The 18,790-nt window shown below is 72.8% G+C and carries 18 protein-coding genes and 1 tRNA gene; 5 read left to right on the top strand and 14 right to left on the bottom strand.

The features are described 5' to 3' along the window. Positions 1–11: 11 nt before the first annotated feature. Positions 12–581 (bottom strand): TetR/AcrR family transcriptional regulator, encoded by a 570-nt coding sequence (locus ACGFQ9_RS10580; protein ID WP_393573269.1) that lies wholly within the window; start codon positions 579–581, stop codon positions 12–14. A 177-nt stretch (positions 582–758) separates the two neighbouring features. Here ACGFQ9_RS10580 and ACGFQ9_RS10585 point away from each other — a divergent pair, with 177 nt between their 5' ends. Beyond that, positions 759–4,166, top strand: a complete 3,408-nt coding sequence (locus ACGFQ9_RS10585; protein ID WP_393573271.1) for a S41 family peptidase — start codon at positions 759–761, stop codon at positions 4,164–4,166. A gap of 90 nt (positions 4,167–4,256) precedes the next feature. Here ACGFQ9_RS10585 and ACGFQ9_RS10590 read toward each other — a convergent pair whose 3' ends face one another. The 4 genes from ACGFQ9_RS10590 to ACGFQ9_RS10605 form a co-directional block, all read right to left on the bottom strand. Further along, positions 4,257–4,451 carry a hypothetical protein gene (locus ACGFQ9_RS10590; protein WP_393573273.1) on the bottom strand — a complete coding sequence of 65 codons (195 nt, stop codon included), beginning with the start codon at positions 4,449–4,451 and terminating at the stop codon, positions 4,257–4,259. Positions 4,452–4,527: 76 nt separating this feature from the next. Next, positions 4,528–5,415 carry an SDR family oxidoreductase gene (locus ACGFQ9_RS10595; RefSeq protein ID WP_393573275.1) on the bottom strand — a complete coding sequence of 296 codons (888 nt, stop codon included), beginning with the start codon at positions 5,413–5,415 and terminating at the stop codon, positions 4,528–4,530. Continuing rightward, entirely contained in the window at positions 5,412–6,335 is a 924-nt protein-coding gene (locus tag ACGFQ9_RS10600; RefSeq protein ID WP_393573277.1) for an alpha/beta fold hydrolase, read from the bottom strand. The genes ACGFQ9_RS10595 and ACGFQ9_RS10600 overlap by 4 nt, the downstream gene beginning before the upstream one ends. Beyond that, entirely contained in the window at positions 6,332–7,858 is a 1,527-nt protein-coding gene (locus tag ACGFQ9_RS10605) for a flavin-containing monooxygenase (RefSeq protein WP_393573278.1), read from the bottom strand. Before ACGFQ9_RS10605 ends, ACGFQ9_RS10600 begins: the two co-directional genes overlap by 4 nt. Positions 7,859–8,000: 142 nt before the next feature. Between ACGFQ9_RS10605 and ACGFQ9_RS10610 the strand changes: the two genes are divergently transcribed. Next, a complete protein-coding gene (locus ACGFQ9_RS10610; protein WP_393573280.1) occupies positions 8,001–8,750 on the top strand; it encodes a MerR family transcriptional regulator in 750 nt (249 codons plus the stop codon). A 39-nt stretch (positions 8,751–8,789) separates the two neighbouring features. Here ACGFQ9_RS10610 and xth read toward each other — a convergent pair whose 3' ends face one another. Next, positions 8,790–9,590, bottom strand: coding sequence for an exodeoxyribonuclease III (gene xth / locus ACGFQ9_RS10615; RefSeq protein WP_393573282.1), 801 nt, complete (start codon positions 9,588–9,590; stop codon positions 8,790–8,792). A gap of 107 nt (positions 9,591–9,697) precedes the next feature. Between xth and ACGFQ9_RS10620 the strand changes: the two genes are divergently transcribed. Further along, positions 9,698–10,192 (top strand): GNAT family N-acetyltransferase, encoded by a 495-nt coding sequence (locus tag ACGFQ9_RS10620; RefSeq protein WP_393573284.1) that lies wholly within the window; start codon positions 9,698–9,700, stop codon positions 10,190–10,192. Positions 10,193–10,412: 220 nt separating this feature from the next. On the opposite strand, the gene ACGFQ9_RS10625 is transcribed toward ACGFQ9_RS10620, so the two are convergent. Next, entirely contained in the window at positions 10,413–11,786 is a 1,374-nt protein-coding gene (locus tag ACGFQ9_RS10625; RefSeq protein WP_393573286.1) for a CoA transferase, read from the bottom strand. Positions 11,787–11,873: 87 nt separating this feature from the next. Continuing rightward, complete coding sequence (locus ACGFQ9_RS10630) at positions 11,874–12,377, bottom strand: hemerythrin domain-containing protein (protein WP_393573287.1); 504 nt, start codon at positions 12,375–12,377, stop codon at positions 11,874–11,876. Positions 12,378–12,609: 232 nt separating this feature from the next. On the opposite strand from ACGFQ9_RS10630, the gene ACGFQ9_RS10635 reads away from it, so the two are divergent. After that, positions 12,610–12,831, top strand: coding sequence for a DUF6480 family protein (locus tag ACGFQ9_RS10635; protein WP_393573289.1), 222 nt, complete (start codon positions 12,610–12,612; stop codon positions 12,829–12,831). Between the two features lie 357 nt (positions 12,832–13,188). Then, entirely contained in the window at positions 13,189–14,055 is an 867-nt protein-coding gene (locus ACGFQ9_RS10640) for a hypothetical protein (RefSeq protein ID WP_393573290.1), read from the top strand. A 165-nt stretch (positions 14,056–14,220) separates the two neighbouring features. Here ACGFQ9_RS10640 and ACGFQ9_RS10645 read toward each other — a convergent pair. The 6 genes from ACGFQ9_RS10645 to glp all read right to left on the bottom strand — a co-directional run bounded on the left by ACGFQ9_RS10645 (position 14,221) and on the right by glp (position 18,789). After that, positions 14,221–14,294: transfer RNA gene (locus tag ACGFQ9_RS10645), tRNA-Ala, on the bottom strand. 52 nt (positions 14,295–14,346) lie between these two features. Then, positions 14,347–15,378, bottom strand: a complete 1,032-nt coding sequence (locus ACGFQ9_RS10650; protein WP_393573291.1) for a hypothetical protein — start codon at positions 15,376–15,378, stop codon at positions 14,347–14,349. Positions 15,379–15,530: 152 nt separating this feature from the next. Continuing rightward, on the bottom strand, positions 15,531–16,133 hold the full coding sequence (locus ACGFQ9_RS10655) for a GNAT family N-acetyltransferase (RefSeq protein ID WP_393573293.1): 603 nt from the start codon (positions 16,131–16,133) through the stop codon (positions 15,531–15,533). Positions 16,134–16,150: 17 nt separating this feature from the next. Beyond that, positions 16,151–16,786, bottom strand: a complete 636-nt coding sequence (locus ACGFQ9_RS10660) for a molybdenum cofactor biosynthesis protein B (protein WP_393573295.1) — start codon at positions 16,784–16,786, stop codon at positions 16,151–16,153. Then, positions 16,783–17,262 (bottom strand): cyclic pyranopterin monophosphate synthase MoaC, encoded by a 480-nt coding sequence (gene moaC, locus ACGFQ9_RS10665; RefSeq protein ID WP_393573297.1) that lies wholly within the window; start codon positions 17,260–17,262, stop codon positions 16,783–16,785. Before moaC ends, ACGFQ9_RS10660 begins: the two co-directional genes overlap by 4 nt. A 138-nt stretch (positions 17,263–17,400) precedes the next feature. After that, positions 17,401–18,789: a gephyrin-like molybdotransferase Glp gene (glp, locus tag ACGFQ9_RS10670; protein ID WP_393573299.1), complete on the bottom strand. Its 1,389-nt coding sequence runs from the start codon at positions 18,787–18,789 to the stop codon at positions 17,401–17,403. Position 18,790 lies beyond the last annotated feature (1 nt).

Here is an 18,790-nt window from a genome sequence, read left to right on the forward strand (position 1 = left end):
ACTGCGGGTGTTCAGACGCCGAGGGCGGGGAAGACCACGGCTTCGGTGAACTCGGAGAGGAACGGCCGGTCGACCGGCCGGTCCTCGATCAGCGGCAAAGAGATGAACGCGCCGATGAGCATGTGCGGGACGAATCCGATGGCCGGACAGTCGGGGGCGATCTCCCCCCGGTCGACGGCCCGTTGCAGCATCACCTGCAGTCCGGTGATCTCCGGGTCGACGAGCAGTTCCCGCAGCGCCTTGTGGAGCTCGGGGCTCTCGTGAACCGCATGGCTCAGGCCACGCATGAGCGCCGTGTCCTTCGCCATCTGGTCGTCGTCGGAGTGCTGGATCATCACCGCGAAGTCACCGCGGATGCTGCCCGTGTCGATCTCCGCCAGGGACACCTTCTGCGTGCAGCGCAGGGCCTTGGCGACCAGCTCCGGCTTGCTCCCCCACTGGCGGTAGAGCGTGGCCTTGCTGGACTTCGTACGGGCGGCGACGGCGTCCATCGTCAGTGCCTCGTAACCGACTTCACGGAGCAGGTCCAGGACCGCGCCGTGCAGTTCGGCCTCGCGTTCGGGGGTGATGCGGCTTGCCAACTCTCCGTACCTCCCGCCGAACGAAACTGTTTCGTACACCGAGACGATACCCCGGGCAAGACCGGAACGAAACCGTTTCGTTTCGCTCCCTCCAGTGGGATCCGTCACGCACCAACGTACGTGATCGGATCACCAGTACGAGTTGCCGGGGCCCCCTGACGCGGAAAGCATTGGGGGGTGAGTCACGACGTCGCGTACCTCCGGTTCCCTCACCTCCACGACGACCTCCTGTGCTTCGCCACCGAGGACGACCTGTGGGTCGCCCCGCTCGTCGCGGAGGGCGAACCCCCCGGCCGGGCCTGGCGGATCACCGTCGACCGGACCCGGGTCGGCCACCCCCGGTTCTCCCCCGACGGCCGCCACATCGCCTTCACCACCTGGCGCAGCCTCGACCCCGAGATCCACCTCGCCCCGGTGGACGGCGGCCCCGTCCGCCGGCTCACCTACTGGGGCTCGACCGACACCCGGGTGTGCGGCTGGACCCCGCCCGACAAGGACGGCCGCAGCGACATCCTCGCCGTCTCCTCGCACGGCCAGCCCTTCTCCTACTTCGCCTGGGCCTACAGCGTGCCCACCGACGGCAGCCCCGGCGGCAGGCTGCCGTGGGGCCCCGTCTCGGACATCGCGGTGCACGAGGACGTGCACGAGGGAGAGGGATCCGGCGCGCGGCACACCCTGCTGCTGACCGGCAAGCCGCCGCACGAGCCGGCCGCCTGGAAGCGCTACCGGGGCGGCGCCACCGGCCGGCTCTGGCTGCACGGCCGGCGGCTGCTGGAGGACCTGGGCGGGCACCTCGACGCCCCGATGTTCGTGGCCGGCCGGATCGCGTTCCTCTCGGACCACGAGGGCACCGGCAACCTCTACTCCTGCCTGCCCGACGGCACCGACCTGCGGCGGCACACCGATCACGGCGACTTCTACGCCCGGCACGCCTCCAGCGACGGCAGCCGTGTGGTCTACCAGTGCGCGGGCGACCTCTGGCTGGTGGAGTCCCTCGACCCGGACGCCCGGCCCCGCCGGCTCCCGGTCCGCCTCGGCGGCCCGCGCACCGGCCGCCGCGCCTACCAGGTGCCGGCCGCCGGCAACGTCAACGGGGTCGCCGTCGACACCACCGGGCGGGCCAGCGCGATCGCCGTGCGCGGCAGCCTGTACTGGCTCACCCACCGGGACGGCCCGGCCCGCACCATCACCGACACCCCGGGGGTGCGGATCCGGCTGCCCGAGATGCTGGGTTCCGGCAACCAGGTCGCGTACGTGACCGACGCCGAGGGCGAGGACGCCGTCGAGATCGCCTATCTGCCCCGGGCGTCCGGGGAGCGCGAGCCGCGCCGACTGGCCTCCGGCCAGCTGGGCCGCGTACTGGAACTGGTCTCGGACCCGGAAGGGGAACGGCTCGCGATCGCCTCCGACGACGGCCGGCTGCTGCTCCTGACCGTGCCGGGCGACGAGGCCACCACCGCGGGCACGGACGACGCCCCGGACACGGAGGAGTCCGGCGGAGACGCCGGCTCAGGCGGGGAGACCGCCTCAGGCGGCGAGACCGGCCCGGGCGGGGAGATCAGCTCGGGCGGGGAGGTCACCGAGCTGATCCGGTCCATCAACGGGCCGGTGAACGACCTGGCGTTCTCCCCCGACGGCAACTGGCTGGCCTGGTCGCACCCGGGGATCGGCCGCTCGCTGCGCCAGATCAAGATCGCCAGGATCTCCGGCCCGGGCGCGCGGACCATCGTGGACGTCACCAACGGCCGGTTCGAGGACGAGAACCCGGTGTTCACCCGGGACGGCCGCTACCTGGCCTTCCTCTCCTGGCGCGGCTTCGACCCGGTGTACGACGTGCACACCGGGGACCTGTCCTTCCCACTCGGCTGCCGCCCCTACCTGGTGCCGCTGTCCTCCGCCACCCCCTCCCCCTTCGCGCTGTCCGCAGAGGGCCGGCCGGCCGCGGGCGGACTCGACCCGGTGGAGGACGACACCGGCGACGGCACCGTGACCGTGGAGATCGAGGGCCTGGAGAGCCGGGTCACCCCCTTCCCGGTGAGCGCCTCCAAGTACTCCTCCCTGTACCCCGTGCACGGCGGCGGCCTGGTCTGGCTGCGCTGGCCCATCTCGGGCGCCCTCGGCGAGACCTTCGCCAACCCGGCCGACACCACCGGCAAGCCGACCCTGGAGCACTTCGACATCTCCAAGGCCCGCAAGAGCGAACTGGCCTCCGGACTGGACTGGTTCGCGGCCAGCGGCGACGGCACCCGGCTGGTGCTCAACGACGACGGCGACCTGCGCGCGGTCCCCGCCACCGAGTCCGGCGACGGCGACTCCACGGTCTACCTCGACCTGCGGCGGATCCTGCACGACGTGGACCCGGGGGCCGAGTGGGGGCAGGCGTACGAGGAGGCCGGGCGGATCATCCGCGCGTACTTCTGGGAGCCGAAGATGTGCGGGATCGACTGGGACGCGGTCCTCGCCCAGTACCGGCCGCTGGTCGAACGGGTCGCCTCCCCCGACGAGTTCGCCGACCTGCTGCGCGAGGTCCTCGGCGAACTCGGCACCTCGCACGCGTACGTCTCCCCCGCCCGCCGCAACGAGGGACCGCCGCACTACCAGCGGCCGATCGGCCTGCTCGGCGCCAACCTGGTGCCGCGGGACGGCCAGTGGGTGGTCAAGCGGATCCTGCCCGGCGACTCCTCCGACTCCAAGGCCCGCTCTCCGCTGGCCGGTACGGGCATCCGCGAGGGCGCGGCCCTGACCCATGTGGACGGCCGGCCCGTGGACCCGGTGGCCGGGCCGTACCCGCTGCTGGCCGCGGCCGGCGGGACCACGGTCGAGCTCACCTTCCAGCCCGCCGAAGGCGAGGGCCCGGCCCGCCGGGTCGCGGTGGTGCCACTGGTGGACGAGCGGCCGCTGCGCTACCAGGACTGGGTGGCCAAGCGCCGCGCGGTGGTCCGCGAGGTCAGCGGCGGCAAGTGCGGCTACCTGCACATCCCCGACATGGGCGGTTCCGGCTGGGCGCAGTTCAACCGGGACCTGCGGGCCGAGATGTCCCGGCCCGCGCTGCTCGTGGACGTACGCGGCAACGCGGGCGGGCACATCAGTGAGCTGGTGGTGGAGAAGCTGACCCGGAAGATCCTGGGGTGGGACCTCACCCGCAACGCGCAGCCGGTGTCGTACGCCTCCAACGCGCCCCGGGGCCCGGTGGTCGCACTGGCCGACGAGGCCACCTCCTCGGACGGCGACATGATCACGGCCGCGTTCAAACTGCTGGGCCTCGGCCCGGTGGTGGGCCAGCGGACCTGGGGCGGGGTGGTCGGCATGACCGGCCGGCACACCCTCGGCGACGGCACGGTGATCACGGTGCCGATGAACGCCGCCTGGTTCCCGGAGTACGGGTGGTCGGTGGAGAACCACGGCGTGGAGCCGGACCTGGCGGTGCTGCGCACCCCGCTCGACTGGGCGGAGGGGCGGCACGCCGGTCTGGACGAAGCGGTCTACCTGGCGCTGGAGCTGCTGGAGGAGAACCCGGCCGCGGTGCCGCCCGGGTACGGCGACGTACCGGACCGGCGTCGCCCGGAGCTGCCGCCGCGGCCGTAGCCCCCCTGCCCAAACGGAACGGGAAGCGGAAGAACAACCGGAAGGGGCACGACCGTTGCGCAACGGTCGTGCCCCTCGCCGCGGGCGTCGCTAGAAGTTGTCGTCGTCGTCGACGATCGACCTGCGGGCCTCGTCCTCCTGCTCCGGCCGCCGCGCGGGCCGGTCCGCCTCCTCCTGGCGGGCCCGCACGCGCGCGGACGCACTCTCCTGCGTGCCCTTGGCGGCCTGCCCGGCCTTGGCCTTGAGGTCCTGCGACTTCTCGTTGAACTGGTCCTTGATGCCCATGCTTCTCACTCCACGAGGGGTGTCGGTGGTGGGGCCTCGACCAGATTTGCACGAGGCGGCACACCTCGCATTTCGGTCAGTGACTCTGGGTGCGCTCCTTCTCGTCGGCCGCCCCGCCCGCTCCTACGAGCCCCTTGGGAACACCGGCCAGCCGCGGCTCGAACCGCTTCATCTCCCGCTGCCCGCCCAGCGCGATGACCGCCGGGAGGTAGCCCCGCACCGACTGCATCCCGCGCAGCCACCACTGCGCGTAGACGTGTGCCGAGCGGCGCTCGATCCCGGCCACGATCCGGTCCACGGCCGGCCCCAGCGGGTACGTCCGGTTCGCCGGCCACGGCAGCCGCTGCCGCAGCTCGCGCATGACGTCGTGCTGGTCGGCGCCGCGCACCATGTCGGTGTCGGTCCAGGACAGGTAGCCCACGCCCACCTTGACGCCCTTGTAACCCACTTCGGCGCGCAGGCAGTGGGCGAAGGCCTCCACGCCCGACTTGGAAGCGCAGTACGCGGTCATCATCGGCGCCGGCGTGATGGCGGCGAGCGAGGCGATCTGCAGGAAGTACCCGCGGCTCTCGGCCAGTACAGGCAGGAAGGCGCGGGCGGTGACCGCGCCGCCGATGAGGTTCACCTCGATGACCCGCCGCCAGGCGTCCGGGTCGGAGTCGCCGAACGGACCGCCGGCGGCGACACCGGCGTTGGCGACCACGATGTCCACCTTGCCGAAGCGCTGTTTGACCTCCTCGGCGACCCGGGCCATGGCCTCGTGGTCGGTGACGTCGGCGTACCAGTGGTCGCTGTCGGTGTGGAGGCGCCCGGAGACCTCCTTGAGGGCCTCCGGCTCCAGTCCGACCAGGGCCACCCTGGCTCCGCGCGCGGACAGTTTGCGGGCGAGCAGCTCGCCGACGCCGCGGGCCGCGCCGGTGACGACCGCGACCTGCCCCTCCAGACTCCGCCTGCCGCCGCTCATGCGCTCTTCTCCTTGATCCCTGCGTCCTTGATCCCGACGAGACCGCGTATGACTCCGGTGACGGCCTCCGGCGCCTCGATCGGCGTCATGTGGCCCATCCCGGTCAGCTCGGTGAGCCCCACGCAGTGCGGCAGCTCGGCGGCCAGCCCGCGGGAGTGCACGATCGGGGTGAGCCGGTCGGCGGTGCCGCCGATCACGGCCGTCGGCACGGTGAGCCGCGGGAGGTTGTGCCGCAGGTCCAGGCCGGACAGCACCTTCGACCACTCGTGGCGCACTCGCGGCGGGCAGGCATGCACGATCCGGGCGCAGACATCGACCTTGTGCGGGGCCGTGCCCGGCGCCATGGTCACGTACTGCACCGCCTTCCTCGCGACCGGGGTGACCGGTCCGAGCGGCGCCCGGGCGGACATGACGGTGCGGGTGATCCGGGTCCGTGCGCGGCCGGGGCGCATCGGGACCACCGTGGACTCCTCGGGCAGCCGGGCCGCGCCGGTGCTGCACAGCAGCGCGGCGGACACCCGGTCGTCGAAGCCGGAGCGGCCGGCCGCGGCCATGATCGTCATCCCGCCCATGGAGTGTCCGGCGACCACGGCGCGCTCTCCCTCGCCGAGGGTGGCGGCGAGCACGGCGACCAGGTCGTCGGCGAGGGCCCCGGTGCTGAAGACGCCCGACGCCCGGCTCCGGCCGTGGCCGCGCTGGTCGTAGGCGATGACCTTGTGGTCCCGGGAGAGTTCGCGGACCTGGGCGGCCCAGAAGGCGGTGGAGCAGGTCCAGCCGTGCGCGAGCACCACGGCCGGCGCGTCCTCGTCCCCGTGCACCTCGACGTGCAGCCGCGCCCCGTCGGCGGATTCGGCGACCAGCTCGCGCCGGGCAGCCGGGGGCGCGTACGGACCGGCGGTGACGTGCGTCAGCCTGCTCATGCGGCTTCCTCCTCAGTGGCGGCACCGGCAACCGCTGCCGGCACGGGTGTACGTTCCCCGGTCCGGACGCGCAGCACCTCGTACTCGGCGAGATCCACGGTCCGCGTCTCGCGGCGGAACTCCCCGGTGGTGCCGGGCCAGACGGTCGTGTTCCGGCCGGCCGCGTCCAGGTACCAGCTGGTGCAGCCGCCGGTGTTCCACACGGTGCGCCGCATCCGGTCCTGGACCCGGCGGTTCCAGGTGTTCACGGCGGAGGGGCGGGCGGCGAGCGCGGCCCTTCCGCCCTGGCCGCGGCCCTCCAGCAGGCCGAGCTGGCGCACGTAGTCGGCCATGTAGTTCAGCTGGGACTCGATCATGAGGATCATCGAGCTGTTCCCGAGCCCGGTGTTCGGCCCGACGATCGTCATCCAGTTGGGGAAGCCGGCCGCGGTCGCTCCGCGCAGCGACTGCATGCCGTCCTTCCACGCCTCGGCCAGGGTCTTCCCCTCCTGCCCGACCACCCGGTCGGCGATGGGCATGTCGGTGACGTGGAAGCCCGTCCCGAAGACGATCGCGTCGGCCTCGGTCTCGGTGCCGTCGGCGGCCACCAGCACCGAGCCGCGGATCTCCTTCAGCCCCGACGCGACCAGGTCCACGTTGGGCCGGGCCAGCGCCGGGTAGTAGTCGCTGGACAGCAGGATCCGCTTGCAGCCGATCCGGTAGGAGGGCGTCAGTTTCGCCCGCAGCGCCGGATCCTTGATCGAGCGGGCGATGTTGGCCTTGGCCAGCGACTCGATCAGGCCGAGCTGGTTGGGGCGCTTCGTGAACGCGCTGACCTGGAGCTCCCGGAGCCCCCAGAGCACCCCTCGGCGGGCGGCCCGGGTGAACGGCAGCTGCCGGTGCAGCCAGCGCTCCAGCCCGCTGATCTCCCGGTCGGTGCGGGGCATCACCCACGGCGCGGTCCGCTGGAAGAGCGTGAGCCGGTCCACCTCGGGCGCGATCGCGGGGACGATCTGGATCGCCGAGGCGCCCGTGCCGATCATCGCCACCCGCTTGCCGCGCAGGTCGTAGTCGTGGTCCCAGCGGGCGGAGTGGAAGACCTTGCCGGGGAAGTCGGCCAGGCCCGGCACCTCGGGCATCTTCGGGTCGGAGAGCGCGCCGGTGGCCGACACCACCACCTCGGCGGTGAACTCGCCGGCCGAGGTCTCGATCTCCCAGTGCAGCGCGTCGGCGTCCCAGCGCATCATCAGGACCTCGTGGTTCAGCCGTACGTGCGCCCGCAGCCCGAAGGTGTCGGTGACGTGCTCCAGGTAGGCGCGGATGTGCCGCTGGCCGGAGAAGGTGCGGGGCCAGTCCGGGTTCGGCGCGAAGGAGAAGGAGTAGAGGTGGGAGGGCACGTCGCAGGCGCACCCGGGGTAGGTGTTGTCCCGCCAGGTGCCGCCGACCGAGTCGGACCGTTCCAGCACCACGAAGTCGGTGATCCCCTCGCGGCGGAGCCGGACCGCCGCTCCCAGACCGCCGAAGCCGGACCCGATCACCGCCACGCGCACATGTTCGCCCACGCCCGCCGCCCTTCACAGACTCTGCCAGCGATCACTGGCACGGTTGGGAGAGTAGAGCTTCCCCGTACTCATGGGTAGGGGTCTCGCCGGGAAAGTTACCCGCAGTACGCCATAGGCTGCGCCTGTGGCGGACGAACAGACGGTACGCGAATACCGGACCCGGGAACTGGCCGAGGCGGCCGGCATACCGGTGCGCACCCTGCGCTTCTACCGGGAGCGGAAGCTGCTGCCGCCCCCGCGCCGCGAGGGCCGCATCGCCTGGTACGACGACCACCACCTGGCCCGGCTGCGCACCATCGCGGCACTCCTGGAACGCGGCCACACCCTCGGCGGTATCGCGGAGCTCACTGCGGCCTTCGAGAACGGGCGCGACGTGAGCCAGCTCAGCGAGCTGCTCGGCATGGGCTGGTCGGAGGACACTCCGGTCCGTCTGACCCCGGAGGCCCTGGCCGACTACTTCGAGGGCGAGGTCACCCCGGAGAACCTGGTCGCCTCCCTGGACCTCGGCTACGTCGCGGCCGACGGCGACGAGATCGTGCACGTCAGCCGGCGCCTGCTGGACGCGTCCTCGGCACTGGTCCGCGAGGGCGTGCCGCTCGCGGCGGTGCTGGAGGCGGGACGCCAGGTCCGGGCGCACGCGGACGCGATGGCGGCCCTGTTCGCCGGACTGATCGCACGGCACGTGGCGGACGGCCCGGACGCGGTCGGCCGGCTGCGCCCGCTGGCCAAGAGCGTGGTCGAGGCGGAGCTGTCGATGGCGCTGGACCGTCTGCTGGCCGCCCGCCACCACCAGCCGGACGCCACGCCCCGCCCCACCCCGGCGGACCACCCGGCGGACCACCCGGCCCCGGCCGACCGGCCGGGCGCCGCGTAAGCCGTCAGGCGTAAGCCGTCAGCCGTCAGCCGTCAGCCGTCAGCCGAGGCGGTAGACGACGGTCACCGGGGCGTGGTCGGACCACCGCTCGGGGTGCGTCTCGGCCCGCTCGACGAAGCCCTTCACCGCCCTGTCCGCCAGGCCCGGCGTCGCCACGTGCAGGTCGATCCGCCAGCCGGCGTCGTTGTCGAAGGCCCGGCCACGGTAGGACCACCAGGAGTACGGGCCCTCCTGCTCGGGATGCAGCTGCCGCATCACGTCCACGTAGCCGGCGCCGTCGTAGACCCCGCCGAGCCACTCCCGCTCCTCGGGCAGGAAGCCGGCGCTCTTGCGGTTGGTCTTCCAGTTCTTGAGGTCGGCCTCCTGGTGGCAGATGTTCCAGTCACCGCAGACCAGCACCTCCCGCCCGTCGGCCGCCGCCTTGGCCTTCAGCTCCTCCAGATACGTCCGGAACTCGGCCATGAAGCGGTACTTCTCGTCCTGCTTCTCCGTGCCGGCCTCCCCGGACGGCAGGTACAGGCTCGCGACCGTCAGCCCGGGCAGGTCGGCCTCGACGTACCGGCCGCTCGCGTCGAACTCCTCGCTGCCGAAGCCGATCCGGACCCGCTCCGGCTCCCGCCGGGTGAACAGCGCCACACCGGCCCGGCCCTTCGCGGCGGCGGGCGCGAACACGGTGTGCCAGCCCTCGGGCGCCCGTACCTCCTCGGGGATCTGCTGCTCCTCGGCCCGGACCTCCTGGAGGCAGATCACATCGGCGTCGGTCCCGGCCAGCCACGGCACGAGGCCCTTCTTGGCTGCGGCACGGATCCCGTTCACGTTCACAGAGGTCACGGTGATCAAGAAAACTCCCCAGATCGGCACAAACGTGCAGCAGCGTACTCGGCAACCGCTGGGCGCGGTGTGATCCGCCATATCCCGGACAGCCGGACCGCCCGTACGATATTCGGATGTTTGACGGGATCGAGCTGCACACCGTGTCCTACGACCACCCGGACGCGGTGAGGCTCAACGACGAGGTCCAGATCGAGTACCGGCAGCGGTACCAGGGCGAGGGCGACGCCACCCGGCTCGACCCGGCCATGTTCGAACCGCCCCGCGGCCGCTACCTCCTCGCCTACGACCCCGCCGGCCTCCCGCTGGCCAGCGGCAGCTGGCGCAGCCAGGAGAAGAACGACTGGGGCTACTCGGACGGCGACGCCGAGATCAAGCGGATGTACGTCATACCCGGCGCCCGCGGCCGCGGCCTGGCCCGCCGCATCCTCGCCGAGCTGGAGGCCGACGCGCGCGCCGCGGGCCGCACCCGCATGGTCCTGGAGACCGGCGACCAGCAGCCGGAGGCCATCGCCCTCTACCTCTCCTCGGGCTACGAGATGTGCCCGAAGTTCGGCTACTACCGCGAGTACGAGAACAGCCGCTGCATGGCGAAGCCGCTGCGGCCCTGAGCCGGACCGCCCCACGGCCACGCCTGGCGGATCCGGCACGCAAGGCCGGCCTGCCACAGGTCGGCGGACCAGAGCCGGGTACCGGCCGGCGGCAGGGTCCCCGTGGGCAGCCGCACATCGGCAGCCGCCCGCCCGCCACCCCGCCCACCCAAACCGGCGGAGCCCCTCCGGGTGCCGGTGGCCGGCAGCCGCACGGCGGCCCGTCACCGAGTGGCCGGCGTCACAGCCACACCGGGGCGTCCGTCCCCCACCGCGACGGGGTCCGGCTCCAGTCGCCCGGGCCGAAGGCCACCGGCGGGGCCGCGTACCGCAACCGCCCGTACGCCGAGTCGGCCTCCCGCAGCCAGGGGTCCGGCGCGTGCGCCTCCTCCCCCGCGGGCGGCGTGTCCTCCCGTACGAGGTCCCGGACCAGCCAGGACGCCGTACCGGCCAGCGAGAACCGCAGGGACCGGCCGCCCCCCGCGGACAACGCCCGCATGACCCCGGCGGCCACCAGGTATCCCGTGCCGTGGTCCAGCGCCTGGGCGGGCAGCACTCCGGGCGTGCCGTCCGGGGCGGCGTACGCGGCCGAGATCCCGTACCCGGCCTGCACCAGCGAGTCGAACCCGCGCCGCCCGGCCCACTCCCCCGACCAGCCCCAGGCGCACAACTGGGCCACCACCAGGCCCGGCCGCCGGTCCAGCAGTTCCTCCGCGCCCAGCCCGTAGCGGTCCAGGGTGCCCGGCCGGTACCCGGTGACCACCACGTCCGCCTCGTCGAGCAGCCGGTCGAACACCGCCCGGTCCGCGGGGTCCGCCAGGTCCAGCCGGGCCGACCGCTTCCCGAAGCCGGTGTCCGCGTGGGCGTCGTCCGCCTCGGGCAGCCGGGGGGAATCGATCCGCAGCACGTCCGCGCCGAGCAGGCCGAGCGTCCTGGTGGCCACCGGCCCGGCGATCACCCGGGTCAGGTCCAGCACCCGCAGTCCGGCCATCGGCAGCCCCTCCGGCGCCTGCGGCAGCGCCCGCGGCCGGTCCCCCCACATCCGCGACACCCGCTCCACCAGCGGCTGCGGTGCCCCGTACCGACCGGCCACGGCCACCGCGAGCCCACCCCCGGCGTACACGGCTTCCTGCACCTCGGCGGCCTTCCGCCCGGCCACGGCCGCGGCGAGCTCATCGGAGGACCCCTCGGGGGATCCATCGGGGGATCCATCGGTCAACCCCAAAACCCGTACCAGCGCGGCCCGGTGGTGCGGATAGTTGGCGTGCGTCCGCACCCACCCGTCCGCGGCCCGCCAGAACCCGGACAGCGGCGCGAACACCACCGGAGCCCGCCCGTCCACCCGCAGGTGCCGCTCACTGACGAACGCGGTCGCCACCGCCCCCTCGTCGACCACCACCTCGGGCACCTCGTCCCGCCCGGCCCGTACGGCGTCCAGCTCCGCGGCGGCCAGCGAGCAGACCCCGACCGCGGCCCGCGCCAACTCCCGCACCGGCAACGGCCCGTCCCCGAACCCGCCCGCCCCGCGGTACCGCACCCGCCGCGCCACCTCCGGCACCCCGCCGAGCGCCACCCAAGCCTGCTCCGCCGCCCCACCCCGCCCCTTGATCACCATGCCCCCCATTCTGCGCCGCGCCCCACCCCAACCCGCCCATTCCCGGCCACGGTTGGCCGATCCGCCCACAAGGCCGACCGTGGCCGGTCAACCGCCCTCAACGAGCCTGCGCACGTTCTCGACACTGCCGCAGTCCGCTGCGAGCTGCTTCTCGCGCTCCCGCAGGAACGCCGCGCCCAGTTCCGCCCTGCGCTCGTCGGGAACGTTCTCCCGGGCACCGTTGAGAATCGTCCGCTCCTCCTCGTCGAGGTGGTGGGAGACCGCCTTGACGAGTTCCTCCAGCCGTTCGTCCCAGTCGTCAGAGCCGACATCGTCCACCTGGAGCAGCTTCAGCAGAGCCTCGTTGCCTTCGGCGTGCTCCTCCGCGCCGTGTTCCACCTCCTCGTTGTCGACGCCCCGGAAACGCTTGAGCGCGCCGTACACCTCGGCCTCCTCCGCCTCGCCGTGGGCGATGAGCAGAGCCGCGAACTTCTCCCGCGCCGCCGCGCGGTCGGCTTCTACGCTCCGCATGCGGCGGAACAGTTCCTCCATGGTGCGGTGGTCCTTGAGGATCACCTCGACGACGTCCTGGTCCTTGCCCCGGCCGGTCATCGGATCAGCCTCCTCCATCGGTCGCCCGTCCCGTGGCACCTGCTCGTTCGCCCGGGTCCGAAACCTCCCCCTCCGCCCTCGCCGGGCGACCGGGGACGGATGAGTGCGGAGGCTGCCGACGGGTAGGCGCCGTGGGTCACGCGGCTCGCCCGGCGGACCGCCGCTCCGCGAGCCGCCGAGGGCGCCGAGCCCGTGATCCGACGGTCTTCGAGCCTTCGAGGAGGGCAGACCCATGACCGCACACTTCCCGGACCCCTCTCCCCACGGCCCCGGGGTCGGCGGCGGCGTGCCGCCCGGCGAGACGCCTCCCGGTGAATCGAGCACCGGGTCGGGCGCCGGCCCGTACCGGCCCCTGACACGCGGCTGGGCCATGGCCCCCCTCGTGCTGATCTGCCTGATGTCCCTGAGCGTCGCCCTCTTCTTCCTCGCCTACGCCGTCACTCTGGACCTGTGAGGCCGGGACCGGGACAGGCCCGCAGTCGGCCCGACCGCCGACGATCAGATGGGCCGGCCAGGCGCCGCATTCATCGAACCACCGACGCCGAGACGATCCAGGTCCTTGACGAGTTCAACCAGGTCTGATGGGACGCCCGATTCCCGGCGGGGGTGGGGAGAACTACGGGCCGGAGTTCCGCTACGTGACCCACTGACGGTAGGCCTCGAAGGCCGCAGTGGCTTTCAACAGTACGTCTCGCAACCACATTTGGCGTGCTGCGCACACCGCCACGGGTGGCACGAGCGGGGGCTCGGGGTGCACGCTGAAAGAGGGGGGTATCGACGGCCGCACGCCCGCACACAGGAGGCGAACGACATGGCCGAGAACATCATGAAAGGCCAGCAGAACGACCTCAGTTCGCTCATGGAGCGGGCGTCGAGACGCGATTTCACCGTCCCCTTCGAGGGGTACAGCCGCGATGATGGAAACATCCCGGGAAACCTCCTGATCGTCGAGTCCGGCGACTGCGTCTACTCCTTCGCCAAGTCCGACATCATGGACCGGGAGACCATCGGTGAGGACCGGATCAGGGTGCATGTGCGGGAGGGGGCCACGGCATTTCGCCTGGGCCGGATGCGCGCCGGTGAACCGCAGGACGCCTTCCTGGTCGCCATGGAGAACATCGCACCGCCGCCGAGCCCCGGACTGCCGGGGGATCCGAGGCCGGCGAGCGGGCCGGTCGGGCTCGCGAACGCCGAAGCGATGGAGTACATGGCCCCTCCGCCGGCCATCGAGCTGCCGAGCGCGCCGCGCTACGCGGGAGCGGGCATGGCACCGGCTCAGGCGCAGGTGCTCGCCCCGCCCCTCTCCACCGTCGGGAGTTTCTGGACGAACAGGTGCGTCGCCGGAGACGCCTTCGTCAACAACTGCGCCCACTTCCTCTCGGACGCCTTCATCCGCGCCGGGTACACGGAACTCTCCGACCCCAACACGCACATCAAAGCACGGTGCTACACCTACGCCCGCCGGCCCATCCGAGCACGGAACATGTGGTCCTGGTTCAAATCCAAAGCGGTTCGCACGAGCCACACACCGACACGGAACACCGGATGGTGGGCTGTCTTCCAGCTCGACGAGAGCGCGTACTGGGGCGGTCACGTGGTGCTGTTCGACTCCGACACGTGGACGCACTACGGCACGGGCTGGCACGGCACGTGGCACCAGTACATGTACCAGTGGTGAAGGACCGGTGCCCGGCGCACCGCGCACCGACTCCGGCTCTCCGGCTCTCCGGCTTCGTGAAGCTTGACCTCGAACAGACCCCGGAAACGCCGAGATCCCGCCCCGCCTTTCGGCGGAACGGGATCTCGTGACGATTCTTGAGAGCTACTCAAGAACTGTCGTTTGTGGACCTGTGGGGATTTGAACCCCAGACCCCCTCGATGCGAACGAGGTGCGCTACCAGACTGCGCCACAGGCCCTTGCGACGTGTGAAACATTAGCATCCCGATGCCCGCGGTCCAAAACCGGTGATCACTCGTTGGCGGCGCGGGGTCGGTCGTCCGTCTCGTACTGGTCGAACAGCGGGGTGCGGCCGGTGTCCCGGGGGCGGCGCAAGGCCGGGCGGGCCGGGTCCTGGGGGGAGGACGGCGGGGTCGCGGAGCGCTGGGCACGCAGGCGCGGGTCCGTGGGCTCGGCGGTACTGGAGCGGGCCGGGCTCCAGGCGTCCGGGGCCGGGGAGCCGGTGGCGCGGGGGGCGACCGGGGCCGTGACGTAGGTCGGCAGCGGGACCGGGACCGGCTCCCAGCTGTCGCCGCGGGCCGGGCCGCGCTCGCGTTCCTTCTGCTGGTCCACCCACTCCGCGTGGTCCGTCTGCTCGACCAGCGCACGGCGGCCCGCCTCCTGGGGGGAGACGGGTGGCGCGGGGTCGGGTTCCGCGGCCGCGGCCGCGGGCGGGACCTCGGGGTCGCGACGGCGCGGCGAGCGGCTCTCGCGGAGGCGGCGCGCCGCGGCCTCGGCGCGGCGGCGGTCCATGGTGAAGGCGAAGCGGCGCCGCTCCTGGCCCCGGAGGTGCGCGATGTACGCGCTCAGCAGGACGGCGGGTGCGGCGGGGGCCCAGAGGAACCGGAGACCGCCGACCGCCGCGACGATCGCGCCCAGGGTGAAGGCGAGGAAGAGCATCGCGGTGGTGCGCCGGCGGCGGGCGAGGACCTGGTGGCGCTTCTCGCGCCGGGTCCGCTCCATCCGTTCCGCGGCGGCGGCCCGGGGTTCCGTACGGGTCGGAGACATGCCTGAGGCCCGGGCGTCGGCCTCGACGGAATTCACCAATTCCGTGGCCGCGTCCGGGTCCGCGGGGGGTTGCGCCTCCTCACCACCGCGCTCACGCAGTTCCTTGGCGTAACGGCGCTCCATTCCCGCCCGTCCGGAAAGCAACCGGATGGCAGTGGAGAAGCGTTCCGTCGGACGGGCTTCGTTCAGCTCGTCCTGCCTCCGGAGCCACATGGGCACCAAGTAGGCGGCCCAGGCCCCGACGATGACTGCGTAGATGAGGCCGCTGCTGCTCACACCTCACACCGTAGAGGGGCGCGGGCGAAGGCATCGGCCAATTGGGCCGGTGTGTCGCACGATCTGGCTGATATCACCGACTTTTTTTGTGACTCTTCGGATCAGGTGATCGGCCGATGCCGATCGAATTCGAACAGATTTGCGTTTTTCGTTTACTGGTGATGCTGCACGCGGCGCCGGTGCCAGCGCTCCACCAGGCCTTCCGGCACTTCCTCCGCCGTCAGGGCGTAGACCAGGTGGTCCCGCCACGCGCCGTCGATATGGAGGTAGCGCGGCCGCAGCCCCTCCTCGCGGAACCCGAGTTTCTCCACCACCCGGCGGCTCGGCCCGTTCTCGGGCCGGATGCACACCTCGATCCGGTGCAGCCCCACGGTCCGGAAGCAGTGGTCCACGGCGAGCGCGACCGCCGTGGGCATCACGCCCCGCCCCGCCACCTCACGGTCCACCCAGTACCCCACATGGCCGGCGCACATCGAGCCCCAGGTGATCCCGGCCACCGTCAGCTGCCCGACCAGCCGCCCCTGGTACTCGACGACGAACGGCAGCATCCGGCCGGCGTTCGCCTCGGCCCGCAGGTGCCGGACCATCTGGCGGTACGTCGGACGCTGGACCACCGGACCCCAGGGCGCGGGCGGCGGGATCGTCGCCTCCCACGGGCGCAGCCATTCGCGGTTGCGCCGGTTCACCTCGCGCCAGTCGCGCTGGTCCCGCAGTTTTATCGGCCGGAGCGACACGTCGCCGTCGCGCAGCACCACCGGCCAGGAAGGCGCGTTCAGCTCTCGCTCCCCGAGGGTCCGGCGGGCGCTCCGGCGGGCGGGCCCGGGTGGTCGCCGCCGCGGATCTGGTCCACCGCGTGCGGCAGGATGCGGGACAGCACGGCCAGCCCGTCCCGGACCCCGCCGGTGGAACCGGGCAGGTTCACGATCAGGGTGCGGCCGGCGACGCCCGCCAGGCCCCGGGACAGCGCCGCGGTGGGTACGTGCGCCAGGCTCTCGGCGCGGATGGCCTCCGGGATGCCGGGGACCTGGTAGTCGATCACCCGGGCGGTGGCGTCGGGGGTGCGGTCGGTCGGCGAGATCCCCGTGCCGCCGGTGGTGAGGATGACGTCGTAGCCGGCCGCCACGCCCTCGCGCAGCGCCTGCTCGACAGGGTCGCCGTCCGGGACGACCCGGGGGCCGTCGACCGCGAAGCCGAGCTCCTGCAGACCCCCGGCCAGCAGCGGGCCTCCCTTGTCGGGGTAGACGCCCCGCGCGGCCCGGTTGGAGGCGGTGACCACCAGGCCGCGCAGGCCGCCCGAAGCCGCCGCGGCTGGAGCGGGAGCCGAAGAAGAGGCCGGGGCCGGGGCGGAGGCCGCCCCCTGTTCCGGATGGGCGTGGCTGTGGACTTCGCCGCCGCGGGGCGCGTTCACGAACGGCTCCAGTCGCCCGACTTGCCGCCGGTCTTCTCCTCGACCCGGATGTCGGTGATGACCGCGCCCTTGTCGACCGCCTTCACCATGTCGATCACGGTCAGGCCGGCGACCGCGACGGCCGTCAGCGCCTCCATCTCGACGCCGGTGCGGTCCGCGGTCTTCACGGTGGCGAGGATCTCCACCGCGTCGTCGGCGACCGTGAGGTCGACCTTGACGCCGGACACCGACAGCGGATGGCAGAGCGGGATCAGGTCCGGGGTCTTCTTCGCGCCCATGATCCCGGCGATCCGCGCGGTGGCGAGGGCGTCGCCCTTGGGCACGCCCTCGCCCCGCAGCAGTTCGATCACCCGGGGCGCGACCAGGACCCGCCCGCTGGCCCGCGCCGTACGGGTGGTGACGTCCTTCTCCGACACGTCGACCATCCGGGCCGCGCCCGCCTCGTCGATGTGTGTCAGCCTGCTCTGGGTACTCATCGCTGCGCCGCTCCGCTCTGGGCCCCGTCGGGGCCTGTGTGGTGCAACACACGCTACCCGGACCCCGCCCTGACGGGCGGGGCAGCCCGGCAGCCGGACAACGGTGCCGGGAGCGCCGGCGCCGTACCGGCAGGACCGTCAGCCGAGCGGGATCACGTCCAGTTCGGTGCCGGGCTCCACGGAGGTGACGTCCTCCGGGACGACCATCAGCGAGTCGGCGTGCGCCAGCGCGGCGATCAGGTGTGAGCCGGAGCCGCCGACCGGGCTGACCGTGCCGACCCGCTCGTCGTACTTCCCGCGCAGGAACTGCCGACGGGCAGCGGGCGAGCCGATCGCCTTGTCGGCCTCCAGCCGCGCCCGGACCACCGGACGGGAGACGTCCGGCAGGCCCATCAGGGCGCGGATGGCCGGGCGTACGAACAGTTCGAAGGAGACGTAGGAGGACACCGGGTTACCGGGCAGGGCCATCAGCGGGGTGCGGTCGGGGCCGATCGAGCCGAAGCCCTGCGGCTTGCCGGGCTGCATGGCCAGCTTGCGGAAGTCGATCCCGCCGCCCGCGGCCGCGCCGTCCTCGCTGCCGTTCCCGGTCCCGGTCCCGTTCCCGGTCCCGTCCTCGTCGGGCTTCCCGGCGGCCGACAGGGCCTCCTTGACCACGTCGTACGCGCCCACGCTCACACCGCCGGTGGTGACCAGCAGGTCGGCGCGGATCAGCTGGTCCTCGATGGTGGCGCGCAGGGTGTCCGCGTCGTCGGCGACCGCCCCGACCCGGTAGGCGATGGCTCCGGCGTCGCGGGCGGCCGCGGCCAGCGCGAAGCTGTTGGAGTCGTAGATCGTCCCGGCGGCCAGTGCCTCGCCGGGCTGTACGAGCTCGCTGCCGGTGGACAGCACCACCACGCGCGGACGCGGCCGGACCCGGACCGTGCCGCGGCCGATGGCCGCGAGCAGGGCGATCTGGGGCGGCCCGAGAACCGTGCCGGCGGCCAGCGCCAGGTCCCCGGCCTGCACGTCGCTGCCGCGCGCCCGCACGTGCGCCCGCGCCTCGGCGGCCCGGTGCACCCGCACCTCGCCTCCGGCGCCTTCGGGAGCGGCACTGGCCGGGGTCATGCCGGCCGCCGCACCGCCGCCGGTGCCGCCGTCGGTCCACTCGACCGGTACGACGGCCTCGGCGCCCGGCGGCAGCGGGGCGCCGGTCATGATCCTCGCGGTCTGGCCGGGGCCCACGGAGGGCAGCTCGCCGCTGCCCGCCGCGACGTCCCCGATGACCGTCAGCACCGCCGGGAACTCCTCGCTCGCCCCCTGGACATCGGCCACCCGGACGGCGTAGCCGTCCATGGAGCTGTTGTCGAAGGGCGGCAGGGCGACGGGCACGGTGACGTCCTCGACCAGGACGCAGCCCTGGGCGTCGAGCAGCTGGAGCTCGATCGGCTCCAGCGGCCGGATCGCGGCCAGGATGTCCGCCAGGTGCTCGTCCACCGACCAGAGGCGCTGCGGCCCGGGTGCGGTGCCCTGCGGTGCGGTGCTGCTCAAG

It is taken from the genome of Streptomyces sp. NPDC048603 (genome assembly GCF_043199475.1).
GTDB lineage: Bacteria > Actinomycetota > Actinomycetes > Streptomycetales > Streptomycetaceae > Streptomyces.